Origin of the sequence: Nocardiopsis sp. CC223A (assembly GCF_030766825.1) — a bacterium.
Lineage (GTDB): Bacteria > Actinomycetota > Actinomycetes > Streptosporangiales > Streptosporangiaceae > Nocardiopsis.
In genome coordinates, this window is sequence record NZ_JASFDV010000002.1 from 70,991 (window position 1) to 96,942 (window position 25,952).

General features: G+C 70.3%; 28 protein-coding genes and 1 pseudogene. 22 read left to right on the forward strand and 7 right to left on the reverse strand.

Going from position 1 to position 25,952, the window contains the following annotated elements:
• Nucleotides 1–104 precede the first annotated feature (104 nt).
• Nucleotides 105–1,001 carry a bile acid:sodium symporter family protein gene (locus QJS33_RS01335; RefSeq protein WP_306365965.1) on the forward strand — a complete coding sequence of 299 codons (897 nt, stop codon included), beginning with the start codon at nt 105–107 and terminating at the stop codon, nt 999–1,001.
• A 316-nt stretch (nt 1,002–1,317) separates the two neighbouring features.
• Here the strand turns inward: QJS33_RS01335 and QJS33_RS01340 are convergent, their stop codons facing one another.
• Entirely contained in the window at nt 1,318–1,857 is a 540-nt protein-coding gene (locus tag QJS33_RS01340; protein ID WP_306365966.1) for a DinB family protein, read from the reverse strand.
• 131 nt (nt 1,858–1,988) lie between these two features.
• On the opposite strand from QJS33_RS01340, the pseudogene QJS33_RS01345 reads away from it, so the two are divergent.
• Nucleotides 1,989–2,353: pseudogene (locus QJS33_RS01345) on the forward strand (LuxR C-terminal-related transcriptional regulator); the annotation flags it as partial.
• Nucleotides 2,354–2,487: 134 nt separating this feature from the next.
• A complete protein-coding gene (locus QJS33_RS01350) occupies nt 2,488–2,988 on the forward strand; it encodes a hypothetical protein (RefSeq protein ID WP_306365967.1) in 501 nt (166 codons plus the stop codon).
• A 57-nt stretch (nt 2,989–3,045) separates the two neighbouring features.
• Here the strand turns inward: QJS33_RS01350 and QJS33_RS01355 are convergent, their stop codons facing one another.
• Together QJS33_RS01355 and QJS33_RS01360 are read right to left on the reverse strand one after the other, a co-directional pair.
• Nucleotides 3,046–3,567: an LURP-one-related/scramblase family protein gene (locus QJS33_RS01355; protein ID WP_306365968.1), complete on the reverse strand. Its 522-nt coding sequence runs from the start codon at nt 3,565–3,567 to the stop codon at nt 3,046–3,048.
• A gap of 79 nt (nt 3,568–3,646) precedes the next feature.
• On the reverse strand, nt 3,647–4,102 hold the full coding sequence (locus QJS33_RS01360) for a MarR family winged helix-turn-helix transcriptional regulator (protein ID WP_306366063.1): 456 nt from the start codon (nt 4,100–4,102) through the stop codon (nt 3,647–3,649).
• Nucleotides 4,103–4,232: 130 nt separating this feature from the next.
• Here QJS33_RS01360 and QJS33_RS01365 point away from each other — a divergent pair, with 130 nt between their 5' ends.
• On the forward strand, nt 4,233–5,435 hold the full coding sequence (locus tag QJS33_RS01365) for an MFS transporter (RefSeq protein WP_306365969.1): 1,203 nt from the start codon (nt 4,233–4,235) through the stop codon (nt 5,433–5,435).
• Nucleotides 5,436–5,462: 27 nt separating this feature from the next.
• The gene (locus QJS33_RS01370) at nt 5,463–6,164 is read left to right on the forward strand and encodes an exonuclease domain-containing protein (protein WP_306365970.1); all 702 of its coding nucleotides are present in this window, start codon (nt 5,463–5,465) and stop codon (nt 6,162–6,164) included.
• 26 nt (nt 6,165–6,190) lie between these two features.
• Here QJS33_RS01370 and QJS33_RS01375 read toward each other — a convergent pair whose 3' ends face one another.
• Nucleotides 6,191–6,958, reverse strand: a complete 768-nt coding sequence (locus tag QJS33_RS01375; RefSeq protein ID WP_306365971.1) for a FadR/GntR family transcriptional regulator — start codon at nt 6,956–6,958, stop codon at nt 6,191–6,193.
• A gap of 357 nt (nt 6,959–7,315) precedes the next feature.
• Between QJS33_RS01375 and QJS33_RS01380 the strand changes: the two genes are divergently transcribed.
• Nucleotides 7,316–7,540: a hypothetical protein gene (locus QJS33_RS01380; protein ID WP_306365972.1), complete on the forward strand. Its 225-nt coding sequence runs from the start codon at nt 7,316–7,318 to the stop codon at nt 7,538–7,540.
• 1,044 nt (nt 7,541–8,584) lie between these two features.
• A complete protein-coding gene (locus tag QJS33_RS01385) occupies nt 8,585–9,778 on the forward strand; it encodes a hypothetical protein (protein WP_306365973.1) in 1,194 nt (397 codons plus the stop codon).
• Between the two features lie 58 nt (nt 9,779–9,836).
• Here QJS33_RS01385 and QJS33_RS01390 read toward each other — a convergent pair whose 3' ends face one another.
• From QJS33_RS01390 to QJS33_RS01400, 3 genes are read right to left on the reverse strand one after another with little or no spacing between them, the layout of a single operon-like run.
• Complete coding sequence (locus tag QJS33_RS01390) at nt 9,837–10,073, reverse strand: hypothetical protein (protein WP_306365974.1); 237 nt, start codon at nt 10,071–10,073, stop codon at nt 9,837–9,839.
• Nucleotides 10,074–10,075: 2 nt separating this feature from the next.
• Nucleotides 10,076–10,912, reverse strand: coding sequence for a phosphoribosylaminoimidazolesuccinocarboxamide synthase (locus tag QJS33_RS01395; protein WP_306365975.1), 837 nt, complete (start codon nt 10,910–10,912; stop codon nt 10,076–10,078).
• A gap of 8 nt (nt 10,913–10,920) precedes the next feature.
• Nucleotides 10,921–11,661, reverse strand: coding sequence for a GntR family transcriptional regulator (locus QJS33_RS01400; protein ID WP_306365976.1), 741 nt, complete (start codon nt 11,659–11,661; stop codon nt 10,921–10,923).
• Between the two features lie 506 nt (nt 11,662–12,167).
• On the opposite strand from QJS33_RS01400, the gene QJS33_RS01405 reads away from it, so the two are divergent.
• The 15 genes from QJS33_RS01405 (at nt 12,168) to QJS33_RS01475 (ending at nt 25,929) form a co-directional block, all read left to right on the forward strand.
• Nucleotides 12,168–12,332 (forward strand): hypothetical protein, encoded by a 165-nt coding sequence (locus tag QJS33_RS01405; RefSeq protein WP_306365977.1) that lies wholly within the window; start codon nt 12,168–12,170, stop codon nt 12,330–12,332.
• 168 nt (nt 12,333–12,500) lie between these two features.
• A complete protein-coding gene (locus QJS33_RS01410) occupies nt 12,501–12,821 on the forward strand; it encodes a hypothetical protein (RefSeq protein ID WP_306365978.1) in 321 nt (106 codons plus the stop codon).
• Nucleotides 12,818–13,591 (forward strand): hypothetical protein, encoded by a 774-nt coding sequence (locus QJS33_RS01415; RefSeq protein ID WP_306365979.1) that lies wholly within the window; start codon nt 12,818–12,820, stop codon nt 13,589–13,591. Before QJS33_RS01410 ends, QJS33_RS01415 begins: the two co-directional genes overlap by 4 nt.
• A gap of 330 nt (nt 13,592–13,921) precedes the next feature.
• Entirely contained in the window at nt 13,922–14,050 is a 129-nt protein-coding gene (locus QJS33_RS01420) for a hypothetical protein (protein WP_306365980.1), read from the forward strand.
• A gap of 321 nt (nt 14,051–14,371) precedes the next feature.
• Nucleotides 14,372–15,631, forward strand: coding sequence for a hypothetical protein (locus QJS33_RS01425; protein ID WP_306365981.1), 1,260 nt, complete (start codon nt 14,372–14,374; stop codon nt 15,629–15,631).
• A 356-nt stretch (nt 15,632–15,987) separates the two neighbouring features.
• Nucleotides 15,988–16,374: an RRQRL motif-containing zinc-binding protein gene (locus QJS33_RS01430; RefSeq protein WP_306365982.1), complete on the forward strand. Its 387-nt coding sequence runs from the start codon at nt 15,988–15,990 to the stop codon at nt 16,372–16,374.
• Between the two features lie 19 nt (nt 16,375–16,393).
• Entirely contained in the window at nt 16,394–16,582 is a 189-nt protein-coding gene (locus QJS33_RS01435) for a hypothetical protein (protein ID WP_306365983.1), read from the forward strand.
• Nucleotides 16,583–17,564: 982 nt separating this feature from the next.
• Nucleotides 17,565–18,239, forward strand: coding sequence for a hypothetical protein (locus QJS33_RS01440; RefSeq protein WP_306365984.1), 675 nt, complete (start codon nt 17,565–17,567; stop codon nt 18,237–18,239).
• A gap of 82 nt (nt 18,240–18,321) precedes the next feature.
• Entirely contained in the window at nt 18,322–20,493 is a 2,172-nt protein-coding gene (locus QJS33_RS01445) for an FtsK/SpoIIIE domain-containing protein (RefSeq protein ID WP_306365985.1), read from the forward strand.
• 243 nt (nt 20,494–20,736) lie between these two features.
• Complete coding sequence (locus QJS33_RS01450) at nt 20,737–20,925, forward strand: hypothetical protein (RefSeq protein ID WP_306365986.1); 189 nt, start codon at nt 20,737–20,739, stop codon at nt 20,923–20,925.
• Nucleotides 20,926–21,012: 87 nt separating this feature from the next.
• Nucleotides 21,013–21,264 (forward strand): hypothetical protein, encoded by a 252-nt coding sequence (locus tag QJS33_RS01455; protein WP_306365987.1) that lies wholly within the window; start codon nt 21,013–21,015, stop codon nt 21,262–21,264.
• 68 nt (nt 21,265–21,332) lie between these two features.
• Nucleotides 21,333–21,644: a WhiB family transcriptional regulator gene (locus QJS33_RS01460; protein WP_306365988.1), complete on the forward strand. Its 312-nt coding sequence runs from the start codon at nt 21,333–21,335 to the stop codon at nt 21,642–21,644.
• An 87-nt stretch (nt 21,645–21,731) separates the two neighbouring features.
• Nucleotides 21,732–22,883, forward strand: a complete 1,152-nt coding sequence (dnaN, locus tag QJS33_RS01465) for a DNA polymerase III subunit beta (protein ID WP_306365989.1) — start codon at nt 21,732–21,734, stop codon at nt 22,881–22,883.
• Nucleotides 22,884–23,014: 131 nt separating this feature from the next.
• Nucleotides 23,015–25,315, forward strand: a complete 2,301-nt coding sequence (locus tag QJS33_RS31330; protein ID WP_372339563.1) for a DNA cytosine methyltransferase — start codon at nt 23,015–23,017, stop codon at nt 25,313–25,315.
• 188 nt (nt 25,316–25,503) lie between these two features.
• Entirely contained in the window at nt 25,504–25,929 is a 426-nt protein-coding gene (locus tag QJS33_RS01475; protein ID WP_306365991.1) for a hypothetical protein, read from the forward strand.
• Nucleotides 25,930–25,952: the final 23 nt, after the last annotated feature.

A 25,952-nucleotide genomic window follows, 5' to 3' on the forward strand; every position in this document is an offset into this window, starting at 1 on the left:
CGGGTGTCCCCCCGGCACTGCACCGCACCGTCACCGAACGCGGTCCGCGACCCCCGTCCCCCGAGCCGCACCCCCGGCGGCCCGACCACGAGGAGCCGGCCCCCTTGGACTCCACCATCGCCACGATCGCGCTCCCCGCCGCGCTCGCCATCATCATGCTGGGCCTGGGACTGAGCCTGACCGTCCCCGACTTCACCCGGCTGGCCCGCATCCCCGGCACCGTCGCCCTCATCCTGGGCTGCCAGATCGTCCTGCTGCCGCTGGTCTGCTTCGGCCTGGTCCTGCTCTTCCGGCCGCCGCCCGCCCTCGCGGTCGGCATGATGCTGCTGGCCGCCTCGCCCGGCGGCACCACCGCCAGCCTGTTCAGCTATCTGTTCCGCGGCAACGTCGCGCTCAACATCTCGCTGACCGCGCTCAACTCCCTCACCGCGCTGTTCACGCTGCCCCTCATCACCAACCTGTCGCTGGCCTACTTCATGAGCGACGGCGACACCCTGGGCCTGCAATTCGACAAGATCCTCCAGGTCTTCGCGATCATCCTCATCCCCGTCGGCATCGGCATGCTCATCCGGGCCAAGGCGGAGTCGGTCGCGCGCGGCCTGGAGAAGCCGGTCAAGATCGCCTCGGTGTTCGTGCTGCTGGGCGTCGTGGCCGTGGCCATCTACCAGGAGCGGGAGAACATCGGCGACTACATCGTCGCGGTCGGCCTGCTGGTGCTGCTGTTCAACATCGCCAGCCTCACCATCGGCTACTGGGCGCCGCGCCTGGTCGGCACCGGCCGCCCCGAGTCCATCGCCTCCTGCATGGAGATCGGCCTGCACAACACCACGCTGTCCCTGGCCATCGCCCTCAGCCCGGCGCTGCTCGACAGCAGTGAGATCGCCGTCCCCTCGGCGGTCTACGGGGTGCTGATGTTCTTCACCGCCGCCGCCACCGGAACCCTGCTCGCCCGGCGCTCGGCCCGCGAGGACGCCGCCGCGGCGGAACAGGCGCCCGCCTGACAGTGAGGATGTAGATGGCACCGCTCGCGGGTCTGCCCCGCCGCCTGACCGACGCCCCGGCTGTCCTGATGGGGAATCGTCGACCCACCGGGCGGTGCCGCCACACGCGCGGCCGACCGGGTGTCCGTGACCTCATAGGAGCCTGGCCAAAGGTCCCATCACTGTCCTGTCCGTCCACCCGGCCGGGGCCTCGGCCACGTCCCGTCGAGTGGTGTGGGAACAACGGCCGCCCGAACAAGAACGAACCGCCGACCAGCGCGTCGTCGCCTCCGAAGTCGAACGGGGGCACACCACCCGGTGGGACACCGTCGGAGCCTCAGTACCCGGTCGCCCCGTCGACGCACTCGCGCAGCAGGTCGGCGTGCCCGTTGTGGCGGGCGTACTCCGCGACCAGCTTGACCAGGCACACCCGCAGCTGGGTGGGACCGCCCCGGTCGGCGTCGGCCCCCAGCGCGTCCAGCGGGGAGCCCGCCGTGATCCGCCGGGCGTGCGCGACCTCCTCCCGCCACCGGGCCAGCGCCCGCGCCGGATCGCCGGCCAGGTCGTCGAAGTCCTGGTCGGGGTCGTCGTCGGAGTAGTACAGCAGCGGCAGGTCCTCGCCCGCGAACCGGATCCGGAACCACCACCGCTCCACCCCCGCCAGATGGCGGAGCAGCCCGTGCAGGGACAGCGTGGAGGGCGGGACCGCCCGCAGCGACAGCTGCTCGGCGGTGAGCCCGGCGCACTTGGCCTCGAAGGTGGCGCGGTGCCAGTCCAGGTGGGCGGTGAGCACCTCCCTCTCGTCGCCGGCCGAGGGCAGGGGAGGGCGGTCGGCGGACATGGGCCGCGCCAGGTTCTGCGGCGGAACGTGTTCCATGCCGTCAGCATCCCCCGCGCCGGTGACACTCCGGTCGGCGGGCGGCCGTTTCCGGGTGCGCGCTGTAGTGTCCGGTGCGCACCGCATGCCCCAAACTGTCGGATGTACGACGGTGCGGGCGAAGGAGGACGACGGATGGGCGAGACGTGGGGGGCCACCTGCTCAAGGACCGGGTGGGCCGGGTCGGGGAGTTCGTGGACGCCCTGCACCGGGTGGCGGCCGGGGGCGCCGTGATGGACCCGGAGGCGGCGGCCCGGCTGTCGGCCCGCCGTACGGTGATCCGGTGGAGTCGCTCACCCGGCGCGAGCGCGAAGTGCCGGCGCTGATGGCCGAGCGCGCGGACGACCGGGGGATCGCCGAACGGCTCGTGATCGGGGACGACGCCGTGCACAAGCACATCGGCGATATCTTCGCCAAGCTGGGGATGGCCCCCGCCGTCCCCGGGCACCGCCGGGTCCGCGCCGTGCTCGCCTGCCTCGACGGCGAGCGGCGGTGACCGCTTCCGGCCCGCGGCTGACCGGCTCCGGCCCCGGAGGGCGAAGGAAGGGGAACGGCGGGGTATCTTCGGTCCTTTCAGTGGGAATACAGGACTGCATCCGAGTCGCCCCACACTCCGGAAGGAGAGGTCGAGTGCCTTCCCGGAACCGCATACCCCTGACGCGCCCCATCGCCGGCGTCTACGTGCGCAGTATCCGCCACACCTGCGGGGGCGGTCACTTCGCCGCGGCCTGGGCGGAGGCCGAACCGCTGCCGGCCGGGACCCCCGACGGCTTCGCGTTCGTCGACGCGGTGCCGCCGCACGGCCCGCGGGGCGAGCGGATGCCCCCGGAGCTGGCCCGTGCCTTCGCCGAGGGTGTGCGACAGTCCTGGACGCCCCTCACCGCCGAGGAGACCGACGAGTACCGCGCCGAGGACGGGTCGTACCCGCTGGCCGCCCTGGTGCGGTTGGTCGACGCCCGCTGGCACGCGGAGGACTCCACCCCGATGTCCTTCAGGGTGGCCGGTTCCATGGCCGCGCGCGAGATCGCCCGCTGCGCGGTGGAGGGCGGCCTGCCCAGGCCGGTGCTGCGCAGCCGCCGGGAGCCCTACCTCCCCTGGGAACGCGGACTGGTCGTCTCCGTCGGCGACTGACCGCCGGGCACGCCGGGGTCGGGGGCGTGTACCGGGGGCCGGGGCGTCACTCGGCGGTCACCCGTCCGAGTCGTCCTCATCGTCCCCGTCGTCGGCGGTGAGGGCGTCCACCGCCACCGCGACGCTGAGCGCCAGCACCGGGTCGCCGCCGAGGTCGGATCGGTGGGTGTTGACGTCCACCGCGTAGGTGTCGCGGATGCTCAGCAGCTTGCGGGAGATGTGCGCGACGGTGCCGTGCTCGTCGGAGACCACGTACTCCTTGCCGAAGAAGTCGCCGGTCACCTCCCACTCCGGACCGCCCTCGATCTCCACTATGAGCTTCTCCTTGAGCGGGTCGAAGAGGCGCTCGCGCACGGTGGCCACCGTCTCGCCGTCGCGTTCGATGCGCATCTGGTCGCGTACCTTGAAGAGCTTGCGGCGGATGGTGGTGAGGACGTTGCCGTCGGTGTCCTCAAGGTGGAACGTGGTGCGGATGCGCAGGGCCTTACCGTCGATGTGGTAGACCTTCTCGCCGTCCTCGGTGGTCACCCAGAAGTCGTCGCCGATGTCGAAGAAACGTTCGCGTACCAGGAATTTCATGCCCCCAACCTAGAGGGCGCCGTCCCGGCGCACCAGGGGGAGGGGCCGCCTGTGGACAGCGGGACCCGTGGGCCGCGGGTCAGCGGAGCGGGCGGGGTTCCAGCTCGCGCAGGGCGCCCGCCAGCGGAGCCAGCTCCGGGGTGGCCTCCGCCTCGGCGAGCGCCTCGCGCAGCACCCGGTCGTGGGTGGGGCGGGCCCGCTCCAGCAGTTCCATCCCGGCCGGGGTGAGCTCGGTGTAGATGCCCCGGCGGTCGTCCGCGCACAGCACCCGCGTGAGCAGCCCGCGGTCCTCCAGCCGGGTGACCAGCCGGGTGGTGGCGCTGTTGGACAGGGCGGCGGCGCGGGCCAGCTGGCGCATCCGCATGTGCCAGCCGTCCTGCCGGTCGAGGGCGTCCAGGACGGTGTACTCGACGACGGAGAGCCCGTGCTCCCCCTGTAGCGCCCGCTCCAGTGCGGTCTCGATGAGGGAGTGCACGGCGGCGAGGGTCCGCCAACCGTGGGCCCGGACCTCGACGGCGTCGTCGGCGATCCCCATGTTCAGCCTCCCGGTGTCAGGGGCCACAGGATACCAGCTTGCGCAGGTAGAGCGCGTGTGCAACTATTTTCGTTGCGTCTGCAACTAGTGCAAGCGCAACGATTCGTCGTCTCTCCGGGGAGCACTCCTCATGCCGCTCGCGCTCTACGCCCTCGCCCTCGGGGGCTTCGGCATCGGCCTCACCGAATTCGTCATCATGGGCCTGCTGCCCGAGGTCGGCGCCGACTTCGGCGTCACACCCACGGTCGCCGGACACCTCATCTCGGGCTACGCCCTGGCCGTCGCGGTCGGCGGCGTGGGCCTGACCGCACTGCTCCACCGCGTCGACCGCAAACACGCCCTGCTGCTGCTCATGCTCCTGTTCATCGCGGGCAACGCCGTCTCCGCCCTGGCCACCGACTACGGCATCATGATGCTCGGCCGCGTCATCGCCGCCCTGTGCCACGGCGCGTTCTTCGGCATCGGCGCGGTACTCGCCTCCCGCATCGTCCCGCCCGGCCGCGGGGCCGCCGCGATCTCGATCATGTTCGCCGGGCTGACCACCGCGAACGTCCTGGGCGTCCCCTTCGGCACCTTCCTCGGCCAGGCCGCCGGGTGGCGCTCCACCTTCTGGGCCATCACCGCCATCGGCGTCGTCGCCTTCGTCGGCATCCTCGCCCTGGTGCCCGCCGTGCGCGAGGAGTCCGGCCCCGGCGGCCTGCGCCCGGAGTTCTCCGCCTTCCGCAGCGCCCAGGTGTGGCTGTCCCTCGCGGTCACCGTGCTCGGCTTCGGCGGCATGTTCGGCGGCTTCACCTACATCGCGTTCACCCTCACCGAGGTGAGCGGGTTCGCCGCCGGGACCGTGCCGTGGCTGCTCGTGCTGTTCGGCGTCGGGCTGTTCGCCGGGAACCTGCTGGGCGGCCGGGCCGCCGACCGCGACCCCGGCCGGACCCTGGTCGGACTGCTCGCCGCCCTCACCGCGGTCCTCGCGGCGTTCTCCCTGGTCGCGCACATTCCCTGGGCGGCCGTGATCGCGCTGCTGCTCATGGGCGGCCTCGGGTTCGCCACCGTCCCCGGGCTCCAGTCACGTGTCATGGGGTTCGCCTCCGCCGCGCCCACGCTCGCCTCGGGCGCCAACATCGCCGCGTTCAACGTCGGCAACGCGCTCGGCGCCTGGGCCGGGGGACTGGGCCTGGCAGCCGGCTTCGGGTACACCTCACCGCTGTGGGCCGGGGCGCTCATCACCCTGGTCGGCCTCGCCGTCATGGTCGCCGCCACCCGGCTGCCCGGCGGAGAACACGCCCGTCCTTCGGCGGAAGCGGGCACCGAACGTCACCGCGAGGGGGCACGATAGGACTGCACCCCGAACGGAAGGGCCCACATGAGCTGGCACACCCGCCCCATGGCCGCGCTGGACTTCGAGTCCACCGGACTCGACGTCGCCACCGACCGGATCGTCACCGCCGCGCTGTGGCGCGTCGATCCGGCCGCCGGTACCAAGGAGAAGCTGTCCTGGCTGGCCGACCCGGGTGTGGAGATCCCCGAGGAGGTGACCGCCATCCACGGCATCACCACGGAGCACGCCCGCCAGAACGGGCGCCCCGCGGTGGAGGTGGTCACCGAGATCGCCGCCGCGCTGGAGAAGGTCGCCGCCGACGGGCTGCCGGCGGTCGTCTACAACGCGCCCTACGACCTCGGGCTGCTGTCCGCGGAACTGGAGCGCCACGGTCTGTCCGCCGGGTTCCTCCGGGACCTGCGGGTGATCGACCCCTTGGTGCTCGACAAGCACACCGACCCCTACCGGCGGGGCGGCCGCAAGCTCACCGACGTGTGCGCCCACCACGGGGTGCCCCTGGACGAGAGCCAGGCGCACGGGGCCGCCGCCGACGCGCTGGCCGCGGCGCGGCTGGCCTGGCGGCTGGGTGCGACCCACGAGGAACTCGCGTCCCTGGACCTGGACGCGCTGCACGCCGCCCAGGTGGCCTGGAAGGCCGAGCAGGCCGCGTCCTTCCAGGCCTACCTGAGGCGCGGCCGCGACCCGCAGGCCGTCATCGACGGGAGCTGGCCCCTGGCCGGGGGCTGACCGGCCGGGGCCGGGCGGGGCCGCCGTCAGTCCCCGCCGGACCGGAACCCCGGGAGGTGCGCGAACGCGTAGCGGATGTGCTCCTCCACCAGGTCCGCCGCCGACTCCCCCCGGCGCGCCTCCACGGCCTCCATGATCCCCCGGTGGTGGCCGCGCAGCACCTCCGACGTGGCCGGCCAGTCCGGTGCACCGCGGAAACCCGCCAGCACCCGGTGCTTCATCGACTCGCGGATGGCGATGGTCATGTCCGCGACCAGCCGGTTCCCGGCCGCCTCGGCGATCGCCACGTGGAAGCGGGTGTCGAACTCGTTGAACTCCTCGCGGCTGAGCGCCGGGTCGTCCATGGCGTCCACCAGGGAGCGCATCAGTTCCAGGTCCTCGGCGGAGGCCGCACGCGCGGCCAGCGCGGCGCTGGTGCGTTCGAGCATCACCCGCGCCTCGATCACGTCGACCAGCGGGAAGCTCGTCAGCGCCACGTGCAGCCGCAGCATCCGGGTGAGCGCACCGCTGGTCAGCGCGGTGACCACGGTGCCCGCCCCCTTGCCGGAGCCGACCGAGGAACTGACCACCCCGTGCGCCTCCAGGGTCCGGATCGCCTCGCGCACGGCGGCGCGGCTGACCTCCAGCCAGGAGGCGAGCTCGCGTTCGGGGGGCAGGTGGTCGCCGACCCGGAGGGCCCCGTTGACGATCTGCTCCTCGATGCGATCGACCACGAGCTCGTAGGCCCGGCTGCGGGACACCGGCCGCCAGGCCGGTTCCGCCCGGGTCGCATCGCCCGTACTCGCCTCGTTCACGCCGGCGGCCCTCCGCTTTCCCCTCGTAGCGTCGCGGTGCCGTCATCCTATGGTCCGCGTTCCCGCGGCACCCCATCGGGAGACCCCGCACCTGTGGCGGAGGGCACTCGACACCACGCCGCGCGTCGCACGGCGGTCCCCTCGGTCGGCGGAGTTCACCGAGGAGGGCGCACCGGCCCCCTCCCGCGGCAGTGCCGACCCGGTCGCGCGCCGCGTCGTGCGGGAGGCCCCGACCGACGCCCCCGCGCGCCCCCGGCGCGACTGCTGCGGCGGCCACCGGCGCCGCACCCGGGTCTGCGCGGCCGACGGGTCCCCACCCTCGCCGCCGTCATTCCGGCCGCACTGCGCACGGTCGCGGTGACGTTGCTGTGGACCGCCGGGCGGGTCTCCACCTGGCTCGGGGTCACCGTTCAGGGCGACCCCGCACCCCCCGGCTTCCCCACCGGGGCACTGACCGGCTGGCCGTTGGCCGCCTTCTACGCTGCCCACCTCCTGCTCGGGGGTTCTCTCCTGGGAGCGGTGACCGTCGCCTACCGGCGGCGGCGCTCCGCCAACGGCCATGTGTCCGGGCCGGGGCACTGACGACGTGCGGATCGACCGGACGGGCGACCACCGCTGAGCGACCCGGACCCCGGGCCGGGGCAGCACCAAGGGCGGGGACTCCGAGCGATCGGAGTCCCCGCCCCTTTTTGTGTCTCGGTGTCCTGACCACGGCTCGACCACAGAGGCTCGGGGAACCTGCTGGAAGATGACGCGTCATGAAACACGAAAGGCGCCCCGAAGGACGCCGTCTCGCCTGGTCAGCGGAGTGATTCCGCTGGCCCGTCTTGTGTGCCCCCTGCAGGATTCGAACCTGCGCACACGGCTCCGGAGGCCGTAGAGCTGAATCGCGCTGACCTGCCCGAACACCGCCGCAGGCGCCCCCTCTGTCCACCACCCGACCAGAGGCCGCCCACATAGCTCCCTCGAAGGCCCGCTTTCCGGCGGAGCGCTCACCCCTCCATGGCTAGCCAGTGGGGGGTGGGCGCCTGCTGTACTTCACCTTCTTAGAGAGTAAGAAGAACCAGCCTCCGCAGCCTCCGCAATGCCGCCACCGGTACCGCTCACCTGCCCAAACACTGCGGAGGCTGAGCGCGCTCCTCAGCCTCCGCTAGCCTCCGCAGGCTCCGCTTCAGCCTCCGCTGCCGTTTGCCTGAAGCAGCGGCTACCGGTTCAGTCCCCTCCTGAGTAGCCTTGGGAGGCATCGGTGGACAGCAGCCGTCCGTATGGGGCGAATGTCCGTTTCTTGAGAAGTCATAAATTTGGCTGGTTTCCGGTGGAATCTTTGCAGGTCGTTGACTGTGCTCCCCGCGCACGCAGGGATGGCTGCTCGTTTGCACGAGCCATGATCCCCAAGGAAGCGTGCTCCCCGCGCACGCAGGGATGGCTGTGTCACGGTCTCGGAGGCCGTCAGGCTGAATCGTGCTGACCTTGCCTGAAAACCGCCGCAGGCGCTCCCCTCGTCCACCACCTGACCAGAGCCCGTCCGCAGAGCCCTCTCGAAGACCTGCTTCCCGGCGGTGCCCCCGTGGCTGCTGCTGCGCTCACCTTTCTGGAAGGTAAGAAGGATCGACCTCCGCTAACTCGATGCTGATACCGTTCACTTGTTCAAACACTGCGGAGGTTGAGCTCCTCTGTCGGCCTTCTTGTCAACCAGGATCGGATAATGACTACCGACTCACCTTTCCCTGGGGTATTCTTGAGATATATTGGTTGGGCAGGGAAATTTCTATCAAGATAATGCTTTTGGGGGCTGGATTAATGTATTCGAATGGCAAGTTTTCTGATTTTGGAGATGGCTCCAATCGAGGAGTTGTGGAGGGGGTTGAGTTTGCTCCAAAGAGGATGAGAATTAAAGTTACCGAAGGGGATCTTGGGAAGATTGTCTACGGAAGCGACTCTCCGGGGCAGAAAATAACTGGAGTTTGCCGACTCTGCCAAGAGGAGAAGAGGTTGATGCTTAGTCACGTCGCTCCGAAGTGGTGCTACAAGTGGGCAAAATCCGAGGGACATATAGTTCACAAAATGACTTCTGAGAATTATTCGGCAAAGGCGGATGATGGCACCAAGCATTATCTCCTTTGCTATGAGTGCGAACAGCTGATGAGTCCCTGGGAGAAGTATGCTGCTGATCTTTCGAAGGGGGCTCCAAGGTATCTATCAAAAATAGGAGTGGTTCCGCATCCGGGTCCGACTCTCCATGGTGTGAGTCGAGAGAAGGTTACAAAATTTCTTCTGGGTGTTCTATTTAAGGGGCATTTTTCCGATTCTACCTGTTGGAGGAAAATAAGGCTAGACGAACTCTGGCTTGAGGAAATAAGGCTATACTTGCTGGGGAAATCCGAGTCGACTATGTATAAATTTGATATAGTCGCAACTCGGCATTACTCAAGATTGGCGGACGGGGTTAATCCGAGGGCGATCATGATTCCCAATCTGGGAACTGTTCGAGGTCTCTATTGCTACGAGCTGTTGATGGCGGGATGGGATTGGCAGTGTCTTTTTAGAACTTCTCCGAGGGTGAAGGCAAGGAAGGGGTGGAGTCCCATTCTCGCTGTCGATTCCGTTGATTCCTCAAGAGGTTTTGTTCTCAGGGATGGGGCTGGTTGGAATATTCGACAGGCTGATATTATGATAAATCATGTCATTAATCCAGAAATTTGGCATACTTTGGAGGATCCAGGGGGTGTGGTTGGAGATCTAGAAAAATGTCCTTGTGGTCTTGATGGGGCCAGTTTTAGTAAGTGCTGTAAGTATTCTTGGTATCGTCTCTATGTCTAATGCTTGCTCTGAGAAAAAAAGCCTGGGTCGGATAGACCCAGGCTCTAATTTCTTTTTCTTAGTCTTTGGCTAGGCGATCCGCTTTCGAGTCGTCAAGGTCCTCCCAGGTGCGGTCCATGTTCCGCTTGAGGACTTCGACATGGTCGAGGACCGGTTCCACACCGAGGGAGCGCAGCAGGAGCGCCGCCGCGTGTTCCGGAGCCGGGTCGGTCTGGTTGATCGGCCGAATGCCCTCCTCACGGAGCAGTTCACGGACCTGCCGGAGCAGGCGGTCACGGTCGTAGGTCTGGTACATGGTCACGCCTCCCAGGTCTTCCCGGTGAGCCTCTCATACACCTCGATATAGCGGGCGCGGGTGGCCTCGACGATCTCGTCCGGGATCTCCGGGCCCGGAGGGGTGCGGTCCCAGCCGGTGATAGTGCTGGACCAGTCTCGGACGAACTGCTTGTCGAAGGCGTGCTGCGGCCGCCCCGGCTGCCAGTCGTCGGCCGGCCAGAACCGGGACGAGTCCGAGGTGAGCACCTCATCGGCCAGCATCAGCGTGCCGTCGGTGGCCCGGCCGAACTCCAACTTGGTGTCCGCGATGATGATCCCGCGCTCGGCTGCGATCTCAGCCCCGCGCTTGTACACCTCCAGCGTGACCTCCCGCAGGTGGTCGGCGGTCTCCTGGCCGATCTCCTGAACGACGTCGTCGAAGGTGATGAACTCGTCGTGCCCCTCGGTCGCCTTGGTCGTCGGGGTAAAGATCGGCTCCGGGAGCTTGGACGCCTCAACGAGCCCCTCCGGCAGCCGGATGCCGGAGACGGTGCCTTGCTTCTCGTACTCCTTCAGCCCCAGCCCCGCCAGGTAGCCGCGGGCGATCCACTCCACAGGGAGCATGGTGAGCTTGCGGCAGCGCACCGCACGCCCCGTCCACTCCTCCGGGACGTCGGTGGCAGAGACGACGTGGTTGGGCACCACGTCCGCGAGCTGGTCGAACCACCACAGCGAGAGCTGGGTGAGGATCTTGCCCTTGTCCGGGACGGGGGTGGGCAGGACGACGTCGTAGACGCTCACCCGGTCGGAGGCGACCAGGATGAGGTCGTCGCCATCCGCGTAGACGTCGCGCACCTTGCCCGAGTGCACCAGTTCCATTTCGCTCCCTACCTGGAGATCTCGTAGTTGTAGGTGGACCAGCGGCGGGCGATCGACACGGACTGCCCGAACTCGATCACCTCGCCGTCGGCGTCGTACACCCAGTTCTGCTTGCGCAGCACGGGGGACCCCAGCGGGATGCGCAGGGCCTCGGAGTCCTCTTCCCCGGCGATGTCGGCGCGGACCTGGTCCTTGCCGGTCGCCGCGGTGAGGGAGGAGGTCTCCTCGATGTACTTCGGGGTGCCCTGGGGAAGCCGTTCGGCCACCAGGAGCAGGGGGGAGGTATCGGCCAGCTCGCCCTTGAACCAGGAGGTGCTGGCAGAGGAAGGGATGTCGTCTCGGAAGGTGACCCGGCGGCGTCGGATAGCCCGGGACCCCTTCGACACATTCAGGGCTTCGGCGATCTCGTCCGGGGCCTCGATCAGTTCGGCTACCTGGATCTCGGCGCGCTCGTTGGCCGGGTAGATCTTGCCGCCGATGCTTCTGGCAACACGGTCCTTGGGGCTGTCCTCCGAGTTCCCCAGGGACACGACGGTGCCTTTGCCGGGCTCGCCGCGCACCAGGCCTTCGGCTTTGAGAGCCCCCATGGCCTTGGTCGCCGTGGCCAGGGAGATGCGCCATTCGTTGGCGATCGTGCGAACCGAGTCGATGCGGTCCCCATCCCGGAGGGCTCCGGACTCGATCTTGGCGCGGATGTGCTTGACGACCTGCATGTACGGCGGGTCGGGGCGGTGAATCTCGGGGGACACGATGTCTCCTTCGCTGGCGAACGGGGCCAGTGTACTAGTACATGACGGGCGTAAGCCTGTGAGCTGACACTCTCCCTGCCTGTGGCTTCCGCGAAAAAGAGACTATGCGATCTGTACTAGTACACCGGAGGCTAGCGTGCTATAACAGTTCCACGGCGGTTCGCTGCAACCGCCGACCGGAGACGGAAGACCGGTGTCCAGGGGTGATCCCTGTCCACCGTGAGACCGCCCCGGGGTCGGCTCCCCGCTTGGTGATCGGGAGTCCTCCTTCCTCAATAGCGCGCACGCCCCGACCCCATCCCGAGCTCCCAAGGGACGGCGAACGGCACCGGCCACGGCACCCAGACCTCGTGCACCGCCTTCACCAGGGCGGTACGGAATGGCCGCGCTTCACCCTGCACCCCCAGGGGTGCCCGTCCGGTCCTCACCCCGCTGGCACAACACGGCGGACCGAGGGCCGGGCGGGGACCACCCGGGTCCACACCCACACCTCTTGGAGGAACACGATGCAGAACACGCTGCCCGTGGGAGCCGACTACGCCCGCCAGATGCTCGCCGAGGACCTCGCGGCCGGCCACATCACCGACGCCGAAGCCGCCGCGATCGAGCGTCGGCTCGATGCCGACCAGGCCCGGATGATCTCCGGCCAGCTCCCCGACCTGAACCGCTGACCCGCCGATGCCTGTCCGCCCCCGACAACCCCGTCGCCGCCCGCCCTGCGGTGGCGGGGTGGCCGGGGCCGGGCGGGGACCGACCGGGTCCACCTTCCGGACCGGAGCCCACTCGCGGTCCCGGACACGCCCACCGTGTCCGGGGCCGCCTCATCTTCTGGAGCCCACATGCCCAACACGCCCAACACCGCCGACCTGGTCGACCCCTGGCTGGAGCTACTGGCCGACCTGGGTGCCGAGACCCTGCCCGAGGAGACCGAGGATGAACGCGCCGCCCGCGAGTCCGCCCGCGACGACATCCTCGCCGACCTGCTGGATACCCGCGCGGTCGACCACCCCACCCTGGCTAGCCCGATGGCCGACCACCCCGACGGGCTGCGGTCCGGTGTGGAGGAGGCTGCGGCCGCGATCAGCGCCCTGGTCACCGTCTACAGCGACCGCATCACCGCGCTGACCCTTCCCTTCGAGCACGGGAGTGCTGCCGCATGATCCGACTCACCCACCGCCGATGCCGCACCGAGGCCGCCGCGCTCGATGCGCAGGCCCACGAGCTGAATGAGGAAGCCGCGAGGCTGACCACCGAGGCCGACCGGTTGAACGACCGCTGCGAGGTCCTGGCCGATGACCTGCGGGCCACCGAGCACCAGGTGCAGGAGATCATCGACGCCTGCACGAACCTGGAGTACGGGCTGACCGAGGCCGCCGTCCCCGACAAGGTCCGCGAGCGGCTGTGCGAGATCGACCGGCTCACCGACCAGGTCCGCACTGAGCATGAGCGCACCAACGCCTACGTGGACTGGTTCGCGTTGGGCCGGGCCCGGATGCTGGCCGCTGCGCACGAGGCGGGGATGCTGGCCCGCACCTACGCCTTGGTCGAAGGCGCCGGGATGGGCAACCCGGCCGGGGAAACCGAGCGTCTGCTGGCCAGGGTGCAGTTCAGCGGCTGGGAGGGCGTGCCCGGGTGGGACTGCCAGGACCCGGACTGCTCGCGGTCCACGCGAGAGCTGGTCTGGCACGCCGCGGCTCCGGAGCGAGCGCATCTGGTGTGCGCCTGCGGCCGGATCTGGGAAGCCGAGTCCGGAAGGGTGGACCGCTCCGAGCGCGAGACCCTCACCCGCCAGCGAATGGGACGCAGCTACCCGGTGAAGCGTCGCTGGTCGCAGACCCCCGCCCCGGTGCTGGAGGCCATCGACCGGGCGCTGCCCGCTCCCGCAGATCTGGCGTCGGCGAAGACCTCCCCGGCGGCGCTGACCGCCTGAGACCGCCCCCTGGGGTGCCCGTCCCCACCAGCCCGCCGAGCCGGTGGGGTCCGGGGGACCACCAGGGTCCACCTGCTGAACATGACGAGCCCGCCCGGGATTGCGCCCCGGGCGGGCTCTGTCACGCACCCGCCTGCAAGGAGATGAGGATGCGCGACCACCGCAAGTCTACGAACCCCCGCACCACCCCGGCGACCACGAAGGAGGTCGACCCGTGCTGACCTTCCTGACCTGGTACCCGGCCGTCGTCTACCTGTGCTGCGGCGTCCCGATGGACTTCGAGCCCCTGCCCCGAGCCTGCTACGTCTGCGGCACCTGCGGGGACACCCGGTGATCGGCACCGTGATCGGCCTCGCCGCGCTGGCCCTGGTCTTCGCCCTCGTAGCGGTGCTGCTGGCCTTGACCGGCGGCCCGCACCTGATGACCCAGACCCGCACCCGCCAGAAGGAGACGACGTGACCGACGCCGAGTTCCACGCCGAGAACTGCTCGGCGTGCCAGAAGGGCCTGCCCTGCAAGACCGCCGACATCATCGCCGGCCGCACCAGCGGCTGATCCGCAGAAAGGAGGACTCCACATGGACTTCGAGAAGGCGCTCTCCGGCTTCGGCCTGTTCATCCTGGCCCCGGCCGTGCTCATCGCCATCGTGCTGATCGCCATCCACGGCGGCTGACCGCCCACCCTCAACCCCAGGACACGGCCAGACCCCCGCCAATCGACGTGGCGGGGGTCTGGCCTGTCCCCACCCAACCACACAACCGGCCTTGAAAGGAGGCGCACGATGCGCCCGTTCCGATTGGGCAAGGAGCACACCTCCGACGCCCCCGCACCCGAGACCACCATTCCCTCCCCGGAACCCCCGGCCCCGGTGCCGCTCCGGTCCGCTCCCGACCCGGGCAAGCCCGCCGCTGCCACCCCGCCCAAGGTCGCAACTGCGTCCCGGTCGCTGCCCTTGCGGATGGCGGCGTTCGCTGCGTGGGCCACCCCCACCCGGATGATCGTCGGCGCGGCAGCGGTTCCGTCGGTGCTGTCGCTGATCTGGACGGCGACCTCGGTCGCGGACATGATCACGATCGGCGGCCCCGTCGTGGCGCTGGCCGTCGGTGTCGTGCTCGATGTGGCCCTGGTCGGCGGGGTACTGATCGCCTGGGTCGCCCCGGAGATCCGCCGCACCGCTTCCAACGCCTCCTGGGTCTTGGCCGCCATCGCCGCCGCCGCGATCGGCTTCCACCACTGGGGGCAGGAAGCGGTCATCTTCGCGGTGGTGCCGCTGATCAGCAAGCTGCTGTGGCACCTGGCCCTGGCCGCCCGCACCGCCTGGGAACAGCACCGCGACGCTACCGCCCGCACCGCAGCCGAGCAGGAGGCAGAGAAGCACCGCCAAGCCGAGCAGGCCGTCCGGGACGCCGAACAGGCCGCCGCAGCCGAGGCCGAACGGGAGCGCGAGCGCACCGAGGCGCTGTCCTTGGAACTGACCGAGGCTGAGGAAGTCGAGCACGCCGAATTGCGGCGCAAGGCCCGCCGCATCCGGGCCCGTGCCGAGGCCGAACGCGAGGTCATCCAAGCCGAGGCCGAAGCCGACCGCATCCGCCAGGAGGCCACATCCGAGGCCGAACGGATCCGGCAGGAGACCGAGCACCGGATGCGCCAGGACGCGATCCGCCGCCGGGTCGAAGAGGAGATGGCCGTGCAGCAGGCCGACGCCGACCTGCTCAAGCAGCGCTTCGCCCTGGAGCGCGAGCTGCGGCTGATCCGCCCCTACGAGCTGACCGGCAACGAGCCCGCCTCCCGCGTGCCCGACGACGCCTCCGCCCTCACCCCACCGCCCGGCGGCCCCACCGCCGGGTTCGGCGGCTTCGGCAACCGGGGCGGACACCCGTCGGCGGGTGAGGCCGAACGCAACCGCCGCCTGGTCGCCGACGCCCGCGCCGCCCTGCTGGCCGAAGACCGGGAGGTCACCATCGGCGCGCTGGCCCGCCACACCGGGCTGAGCGAGCGCACCGTGGGCCGCCACCTCAAGGCCCTCACCGACCCGTCCTGACCCCAACTACCCCGGCACCCCGGCACCTTCCCTGACCTGGAGGTGCCGGGGTGTCGCCCCGCCCTGATCGGCGGGTGCCACAGCCCACCGGCGCGCTTCGTGCCGGTGGGCTGTGGCACCGCTCCGACCGGCGCCGCGCGAACCACCGCCACCCCGCCTACGGGGTGAAGTGGCGCCGCGCGAACCAGTCCCCGGTGCCGTACCTGGCCGCCCCCACCCCGCGAAGGAGGAGCCACTGCCCCTCAACCCCCATGACCGCATCCGCGCCCCGCCCCCGGCGGGGTGACACCCCAGGGCTCGGGGCCGCCGCTCAACGTGACCGGCGGCCCCGAGCCGTACCCCCGTAAGGAGGACTTTTGGCCAGCAAGTACCTCGATCGCGACGGCACCCGTTACGGCATCCCCACCTACCCCCGCAACCTGGCCCCCACTGGCCTGGCCACCAAGAACCAGCTCCGCTCGATGGGTCTGCGGCCCGGCGGCCAGGAACTCGCGGCTCAGCTGATGTGGCGCTCCCGCTGCGGCGGCTCCCGCCACGGCGTCCGCGTCGCCTACCTGTACCGGCTCGATGCCGCCAAGCCGGTGCGGCCCATGACCCCCGCCAAGTGGGCCGCCCTGGACAAGGCCATGCAGGCGCGGCGCACCTGCCGCGACTGCGGCCTCGAACACCCCTACTGCCTGCCCACCTCGCTGGGGCGCACCTGCCCGCCCGGCACCGGATGCGCCGCACTTGCGGCCGCCTGACCTGCAAAGGAGATTCACCATGTTCCGCGGCTGCTTGGGCCAGCTCTTCGTCATCTTCGTCATCGGCGCCCTGGTCCTGTGGTTCTTCCGCGCCCCCGAGAGCGTCGCTGCGCTGATCATCGGGTTCGTCGACCTGATCATCAGCGGTGCCGACTCGCTGGGGCGCTTCGCTAGCTCGCTGGCGCCGCTGTTCAACAACCTCCTCTGAAAGGGGGCGACACCTCATGACCCACGACACCGACACCGACTCCGATGTGGAGATCCCCGAAGCCGAACCGCTCCCCGACATCGACGACGTCGAACGCGCCGCAGCCGACGCACCCTTCCCCACCCCCGCACCCGGTGAGGACGTCTCGCCTTCTGCTCACCAGGACGACACCTGGGGCGGGCGCCCGCCGCCGCTGCCGCCGGTGCTGGAACTGGCCGGGTCGAACCTGGCCACCGCCGGAGGCGCCGCCTACGGGGTGGCTGGCCCGGCCGGGCTGCTGGCGGTGGGTGCGGTGGCCACGGTCGGAGCGGTCGCCTACATGGCGCGTAACGCCCACCGCAACGCTGCCGAGCGGCGTGCCGGTGCGCCGGGCGTGCGCAACAGCCGTACTGGTCGCCTGCGAGGCCTGTTCGGGCCCGGAGGCGCCGGCCGGGCCGCTGGTGCCCGAACCGGTGGGTTCGCCGGGAAGGGCCGCCCCGGCTTCGGTACTCCGGGTGGGCGTCGGACCAGGGCCGGGATGGCTTCCGGAGGGCTGGGGCGCCGCGGCGATGCCGGGCTCGGTACTGGGGCCAGTGCCGGTCGGGGTTCTGCACTGCGGGGCTCCCGGGGTGGTGCGGGGCGCCTTGGGGCGTTCCGGGGCGGCTCTGGTTCTGTCGGGCTGGGGGCGCGCCCGGGTTCCTGGGGCCGTACCGGGTCCGGATTCTCGACTGGCCGCACGGGTTCCGGGGCTCTGGGGCGCGGCGTAGGCCGGATCGGTGGGCGCTCGCCCCGTTGGGGTGGCGCAGGCGGCGCTCGCGGCTTCGGGTCCCCGACCCGGGGTCGGTTCCGCACCACCGCGATCTCCGACCCCGCGATCCCGATGCGGGGTGGCCGCCGTCCTCTGCGGGGGGCGTGGGGCGCGTTCCGCCGCGGCTGGAACCACCCCCGCATGCGCGGGGGCCGGGTCCGGGTACGCCGCGCGTCGGTGCGTACCCGCGACTACATGCGCAAACGCATCCGCCGTCTCAAGGTGTCCGCGTTCTGGCAGGCCCTGGCCGGATGGTGGGGGCGGCTGTGGTCCCGCATCCGCCGCGATGACCGCTACGGGCCGATGTGGTCCGCGTCCGCTGCCGCCTCCGCCTTGGCCGTGGCCGTACTGGGGCCCTCCCGCAAGGCCTCGCAGCCGCGGCGGGCCCTGACCGGACGGGTCATCGGCGCCTCTGCCCGCACTCCGGGCGAACTCACCGCCAAGGGGCGTCTGGCCATCGGCGCCGGAGAGGCCTCCGGCGCACCACTGGAAGGGAACGTCATGAAGAAGCCGAACGAGATCATCCGAGCCGAGGCCGCCGCCGACGAGTTGCGCGCCGCCCTGGCGGCGTTCGGTGGTGCCGACGTGCACATGCTCACCTACGAGGGCGGCCTGCAGGCGCTGCCCGACATGCTCCGCACCATCGGCAAGGGCCTGCACGAGATGTCCTCCATCGCTGAGGGGGAGCAGCCGCTGCACCCGTCGGTGCTGCAGTACATGCACCAGATCAGCGCCGCCGTCCACCAGGTCGCCGCGGTCGCCGACGAACTGCCAGGGCTGTTCCGGGCCGCCCATGAGACCGAGCTGCAGCGTCTGGAGGCGCCGCGGGCCGGGGAACACCGCTGGGACGCCTCCCAGCGCGACGACTGACACCCGCCACACCGCGCTGCAGGGCCGCGCACCTCTGACCGGGGTCGCGGCCCCGTTGCTCTCCCAGGAAGGAGCACATCCCGTGTCGATCAGCACACCGTCGTCCCGCAAGTCCAAGAAGAAGACGAAGCGCGACCGAGAAGAACTCGCCCACCGGTGGTCACACCGCCAAGGCCCGTTCCTGGCCGCCGCCAATGCCGCCTCCCTGTCGCTGGCCGCGGCCACCGTCGGATCGCTGCCGGAAGTCGGCCTGCCCTGGTGGGGCCCGGCCGCCGTCGGCGCGATCGGCGCCACCGCCTCCTACACCCGCGCCGCCACCGCCCACCTGCCGCTGCTGTCCAAGCTGTACAAGCCGGGCCGGTGGGCCGCCTTCACCGGGTGGACCTCGCTCGCGCTGGCCACCGGCGGCCCCTGGTCCGCGGACATGCTGGCCGCCCTGGGAATCGGCGCGGTGGGCTCAGCCCTATTGCGGCCTGCCACCACAGCCTGGGAGATCGCAGCCCAGGACCGCAAGAGCGCCGAAGCCGAACAGAAGGAGCGCCTGTCCAAGGCGGTTGAGTGGGAGCGGCGCATCGACCGGGTGTGCCGGATCACCGACACCGTGGTCACCGACATCCGCGACTGGGACTACCCCGACCCGCGCGACCCCTCCCAGACCTGGAAGACCGGCTACACCGTCAAGGGCAAGCTGCCCCCGGCCGCCGGGTTGGACGTGCTGGAACGCAACACCCGCCGCCTGGCCGACGACGCCGACCTGCCCTCCGGGTGCGGTGTCGAAGTCGCCGGCCTTCCGGAGTCCCGGCGCACCTTCGAGCTGTTCATCTCCACTGTGGACGCCTTGGCCGAAACCCTGCCCTACCCGCAGGACTACTCCCGCCGATCCATCTACGACGGCATCCCCAACGGCGTCTACCGCGATGGCTCCGAGGTCGCCCTGGACTTGAAGTGGGCGACCGCGCTGCTCATCGGCGCCACCGGCTCGGGCAAGTCCTCCCAACTGGCCGCGATCATGGCCTCCCTGCTGCGCTGCGACGACGTCATCATCTGGGGCATCGACCCCAACGGCGGCGGCGTCTTCGAGCCCTACCTGCGGCCCTGGGTCGAAGGCAAGGTCACCCGGCCCGCCATCGACTGGGTGGCGACCGGTCCCAAGGAGATGCACCGCATGCTCGACTTCGCCCTGGCCGCCATTGAGGCCCGCAAGATCGGCTACGCCGACCTGATGCGGGCCGCGAATGACACCAAGGTCCCGGTGAGCAGCGCGGTACCGCACATCGAGATCGTCACCGACGAGACCGCGTCCCTGCCCACCGAGATCAAGGACAAGCTGACCGACCTGTCGGACCGCTCGCGGGCGGCGTCCATCCGGGCGCTGATCTGCTCCCTGCGGGCGGTCTCCGACGCGGTCCCCAAGTCGCTGATCTCCCAGGCCAAGGTGCGTCTGGGGCTGCGGGTCAACGACGAGACCGAGCTTAACCACCTGTTCGGGTGGAAGGGCAAGCTCCCGTCCGCCTCGGAGATGCCCGCCGAAGGGTACGGGCTGGTACGCCACGACGCCGCCGAGAACCCCCGCCTGTTCCGGGGCCTGTACGCCGATCCCGCCAAGGGCTCGGAGGTCGCCGAGGCCACCGCCGAATGGCGACCCGAACTCGATGACGTCACGGTGCGGGTCAACCCGGGCCTGTACATGGACCGGTGGGATAGGGCCCGCAAGATCGGGTGGCTCCCGGGTCTGGGGGAGGCACCCAAGCGGCGCCCCGCCACCCCATCGGCCCCGGCCCCGGAGGCCGCCGGTTCTTCGGAGGCAGAGGAGCCGAAGGCCGCCGGGCCGCTGGGGGACATGATCCAAGGTCTGGGGGACGCCATCCGCCGAACCCGTAAGGAGATGGAGCAGCAGAACCGCCCCGGCAGCGGCGGCCCCGGATCGGTCGATGAGACCTTCCGGGCGCTCACCGACGGCCTGTCCCTGGGAGACGGCGACCAGCTCCCGCTCCTGCTGCACACCGCGCTGCAGCTCTCGGAAGGAACCAAGGGCGTGGCGGTGGTCGACCTGGCCACCGAGATGAAGTGGTCCCGGCCCACCGTCCGGGCCCGGATGTCCGCGCTGGAGATCGACGAAGAGCCCAAGCCGGTGCGGTGGCGGTCGGGCGACAAGCCCGAGCGCGGCTACACGCGCGAGGCCCTGGAGGTCGCCCGCGACCGCGTCCTCACCGGGGACCTGAGGGTCCCTCCCGGCATCGACACCGACGAGTAACGGCCCGTTACAAGGCCCGTAACAAGGGGCGTCTCGAGGCCGTTACGAGCCTTGTAACGCATCCCGTTACGAGGCCCTGTAACGCACTTCGAGACGCCCCCGTAACAGCGGCCCGTAACGGCACCTGAGCTGCCGTTACGGGCAGTTGTAACGCCGCCGCCGAAACCCCTCACGGCGCCTTGTGAAGGGCCCTGTGGCGACGCCTACCCGGGGGTGCCCCGGGAGGCAGGAAGGACTCGTTCGATGCCCGACGGGCTACTCGCCGCCGGGGTGCTCACCCTGGCCTACCTCGCGGCGGTCTACGCCGCCGACGAGATCGAAACCCGGCGCTCTCTGGAACCGGGACCAATCGGCCCCGCGCCCGCAGTCGGCGGACTCCTGGGGGTCGCGCTCTTGCTCGCTGTGGGCGCTGCCTGCTCCCCACCCGGGTGATGGCCCGGTGCCCTCGCCTACCCGCTGGGCGGGGCCACCGGGGGACCGCCCGGTTCACCCCGATACGCCACTCGGAAGGCCTCTCCCGTGAGCGACACCGCCAGCTGCCCGATGACCGTTGCCCACCTGCGGATCGTGCTCGACAGCATGCACGACGACACCCAGATCACCAATGTCTTCGGGATGCCTCTCATCGCGGCCTTTTCCTGCGACGACGTCTTGGAGCTGGCTTTCGGGCCGCTTCACAGCAAGGCGAGCAACAACGCCATCCACGCCAGCGGCCCCGTGTCCGGGGTAATGCAGGTCGGCGGCGACTTCTACGGCGACCTGCGCATGTGACCCCCGCGTCGGGCGACCCGCCCCGCAAGAGCGGGTTACCCGACCGGTCCTGGAAGGAGACGAACCTGATGGCTCTCACCCGCCTGCGGCCGCGCCCGCGCGGCACCGACCTGCTCCCGGCCCCGCCCCGGTGGGCGGAGCAGGCGCTGTGCGCCCGTGCCGGCCAGCCCGGCGACTGGTACCCGGACGAGGACGACCAGGCCGCCACCGCCGCCGCCATCGAGGTCTGCGACCGCTGCCCCGTCCGAGCCGCCTGCTTGGAGGCCGCGATGGGGTCCCGGTGGCTCGAACACGGCATCTGGGGTGGCACCACCCGCGCCGACCGGCGGCGCCTGCGCCGCAACCGCAAGAACGCCGCCCGCAAGGCCGCTGCCGCCTGACTCCGAACACACGCGAGGGGCACCCGCCGACCCATACACGGCAGGTGCCCCTCACCCCTTTTCTACCTGACAAGAAGGAGGTCCCCGATGCGGATCACCGCTACCGCCGGGGTACTGGCCGAACAGCTCACCTGGGCCGCCAAGATGCTCCCGGCCCGCCCCGCGATCCCGATCCTGGCCGGGATTCGGCTGGACATCGCCCCCGACCAGGTGCGCATCACCGCCACCGACTACGAGGTCTGGGGCACCGCCGCACTGGAAGCCGACACCACCGACACCGGAACCGTGATCCTGCCCGGGCGGCTGCTGGCCGACCTGGTCTCCCGACTGCCCGCCTCCCGCACCCTCACCCTCACCACGGAGGAAGCCCGCGTGCGCATCGCCTGCGGGCCGGTGTCGGCGACCGTGCGCACCTTCCCCACCGACGACTACCCCGACCCGCCCGAGCGGCCCGCCACCGAGCTGGGCACCATGGCCGCCGCCGACCTGGCCGACGCCGTGGACCGCACCAGCGTGGCCGTCTCCAACGACGCCACACTGCCGATGCTGGCCGGGCTGCACCTGGAGTTCGGGCCTACCGGGCTGGTCGTGGAAGGCACCGACCGGTACCGCATCGGCCACCGCACTGTGCCCTGGTCACCGACCCTGCCCGACCCCTCCGAGCCGGCCGGGGACAGGCCGGTGACGGCGCTCATCCCCAGCACCGCACTGGCGCTGGCCGCCAAGTCGATGACCGGCATCCTCACCCTGTCCGCGGACCTGGACACCGAGGCCACCGCCACCGTTCTGGCCGTGGCCGACCAGGCCCGGTTCCTGGTGATGCGCCCCCTGGATGCCGCGTGGGTCAAGACCGCACCCTTTCACGACAAGGCCCTGAACGAGGCCGCCGTGCAAGTGGTGGCCGACACCGGCGAGCTACTCGATGCCATCGACCGCGCCCGCCTGTTCGCCGACACCGCCCCCGTCCACCTCACCACCGGCCCCGACCAGGTCACCGTGCACGGTGGGGCCGACGGCGAGGACGCCAGCGAAGACCTGTCCGCCGCCGTCACCGCCCTTGATGACGGCGAGCCCAAGGTGACGGTGGCGTTCAGCCACCGCTACCTCACCGACGCGCTGCGGGCCTGCCGCGCCGACACCGTCCGCCTGCTCCTGCGGCGCACCCCGGTCCCGGCCCTGCTGGTCCCCGAAACCGACGACGCCACCTACTGGCACGTCGTCATGCCCGTCCGCCAGTGACCCCCGGCAAGGAGAAACCGTTGACCCTCACCGTGACCGACTTCTTCTGCGGCGCCGGCGGATCCTCCTCCGGCGCCGTTCAGGTTCCCGGGGTGAGCGTGCGCCTGGCCGCCAACCACTGGCGGCTGGCCGTGGACACCCACAACACCAACCACCCCAGCGTCGACCACGACTGCTTCGTTGCCGGAACCCTCATCCTGACCGCCGCTGGTATGCGACCCATCGAGGAGATCCGTCCCGGAGAGCTGGTGCTCACCCACAAGGGTCGATGGCGCCCGGTGGTCCGCAAGTTCGAGAAGCAGGACAGAACAGTGATCGCCAAGGCTGCACTCCACGCAGCGGGCACCGAGGTGACACCGAACCACGAGTTCTGGACGCGGCGCACCACGCTTCGCAGTGCAGGAAACGACTACGCCCGCGAATACGGAACCCCCAGGTGGGCCCCAATCGGCGACGCGCACGTCGATCGAGTCCGCCGAGCCGGGCATCACCGCGACATGCTCGCTTTCCCGGTTGCCTTTGGAGAACTCCCATGGTTGGAGGCTCCCGAGAAGCTGGGAGCAGACCCAGTAGCAGCGTGGTGGCTCATCGGCCGATGGCTTGGGGACGGGTCGTCGGGTAACCACAACGGCGACGTCACGATCTGCTGTGGCCGTCACGAGACTGAAGAGCTTCGGCGGAAGATTCCCCCTCGCTGGCGTGGGCGAGAGACCAACACCGCGTATGTCTTCTACGACTACAACCGGAAACTGGCGGACTGGTTGCGTGAGCACTTCGGATCGGGAGCTGCGGGCAAAGGCATCCCCGGGTGGGCACTCACCATGCCGGAAAGTTACCGCCGGGCACTCCTGGCCGGGTACGTGTCAGCTGACGGTTCTCAGCGCGAGGGGGTCACCCGCACCTCCACCATTTCCAAAAGCTTGGCGTTGAGTGTCCGAATGCTGGCTCACTCCTTGGGCTACAAGGCTTCCCTGCACTACATCGACCGCGGCCCATCCTGCGTCATCCAGGGGCGCACCGTCACCCGCCAGCCAGTCTGGTCGGTGCACTGGAGAGAACAGCCGACCAGGCAAAACACGATGACCGATGAGCTGCACTGCTGGGCCTACGTCCAAGAGATCAGCCCTGGCCAAGAAGACGTTCCCGTCTACACCATGGAGGTGGCCGAAGACCACAGCTACGTTGCTGATGGCCTGGTCGTGAAGAACTGCGCGGACCTGTCCCAGGTCGACCCCCGCCGCTACCCGACCACCGACATCGCGTGGCTGTCACCGTCGTGCACCAACCACTCCATCGCCAAGGGCATCGCCCGCCGACTCCAACAGCCGGACCTGTTCGACGAGACCGCCGCAACCGAGGCCGCCGAACGCTCCCGGGCCACCATGTGGGACGCGATCCGGTTCGCCGAACACCACCGCTACCGGGCGCTCATCGTCGAGAACGTCGTCGACGTGTGCTCCTGGGTGCTCTGGCCCGCCTGGTGCACCGCCCTGCTGGCCCTGGGCTACGAGCACCGGGTGGTCTCGCTCAACTCCATGCACGCCGCAGCGCTGGGGCCCGCGGCCCCGCAGTCCCGCGACCGGGTGTACGTGGTGGCCTGGCGGTCCGGAGACCGCGCCCCGGACCTGGACAAGTGGATCCGCCCCACCGCCACCTGCCCCACCCACGGCCCGATCCGGGCCGTGCAGTCCTGGAAGGGCAAACGGCAGGTCGGCAAGTACCGCAGCCAGTACCTGTGGCGGTGCCCGCGCATCGAGTGCCGCCACCGCCCGGTCGAACCCGCGGTGCGGGCCGCGGCCGAGATCGTCGACTGGTCCCTGCCCGCCGAACGCATCGGCGACCGCGCCCGGCCGCTGGCCGCCAAGACCATGGCTCGCATCCGCGACGGGCTGGCCGCCTACGGGCGGCCGCTGTTGGTCCCGGTGGAAGGCCGTCAGGGGAAGAAGGCCGCCCCGGCCTGCGGGCCGCTGCGCACCCTCACGACCTGCAACGAGACCGGCCTCGCGGTGCCCCCGTTCGTTGCGGAGCTGCGGGGCGGCGGGTCCAAGCACCGGCCCCTCACCAGTCCGTTGTCCACGGTGTGTGCCTCCGGCAACCACCACGGATTGACCATCCCGGACCTGATCGCCCCCTACTACGGCACCGCCTCCCCGCGCCCCGCCGACCAGCCGCTGCCGACGGTCACCACGGTGGAACGCCACGGCCTGCTGCCCGGCGGCACCGTGGCCTCGGTCGAGGAACTGCGGTTCCGGATGCTCACCCCCGGCGAGTACGCCGCGGCCATGAGCTTCCCCGACGGCTACGTGCTGCTGGGTAACAAGCGCGAGCGGGTGCGCATGACCGGCAACGCCGTCACCCCGCCTGCGGCCCGTGACCTGGTGGCCGCCGTGGCCGAAGCCCTGGCCGGCGAAGAGATCACCCCCGCCGCCTGACCGGCACGCCCGCCCGGGTGCTCGCTCTGCCCGCCAGCCCGCCCACACCGGGCGGTCTGGCGGGCGGAGGGTCCGCCCGGGCCACCACCGGACCGTATCGGTCCGGCCCGGACCAGAACGGCCCGCCCCGGCTCTGACCAAGGACCTCGGGGCGGGCCGACCCCTTACAACGAAGGAGTTCCACCAGTATGACCGCCGAACTGATCGAGGGCCTGCGCAACTGGGCTGAGGGCTACACCGCCCCGCTGGCAGCCGTGAACCTGCTCATCGACCACAACGTGTGGCTGCGGCGCACCGACTTCGTAAGCCGGTGCGTCCACCAGGTCCCCGACTCGGAGCTGTTCGAGCCCGACCGCCCCTTGGCGTGCATCGACTGGAACAAGGCCGCCAAGGCCCTGAACCGGCAGGCCTTCCCCGCCTCCTCCTCCGAGGTCGCCGTCCTGAGCATCGCCGTGTCCCTGGCTGAGGACCACCCGGTGAAGCTGCGGGACGCCCTGGTCGGCATGGACGCGACCACCACGGCCGCGGTGCTCACCGCGATCATCGCCGCCACCGGTCACCACGACCGCATCACCCTCACCCTGGCCGCCCGCAACCGGCCCGACTGGCTCTGACCGCACCACCCCAGGGGCGAGCC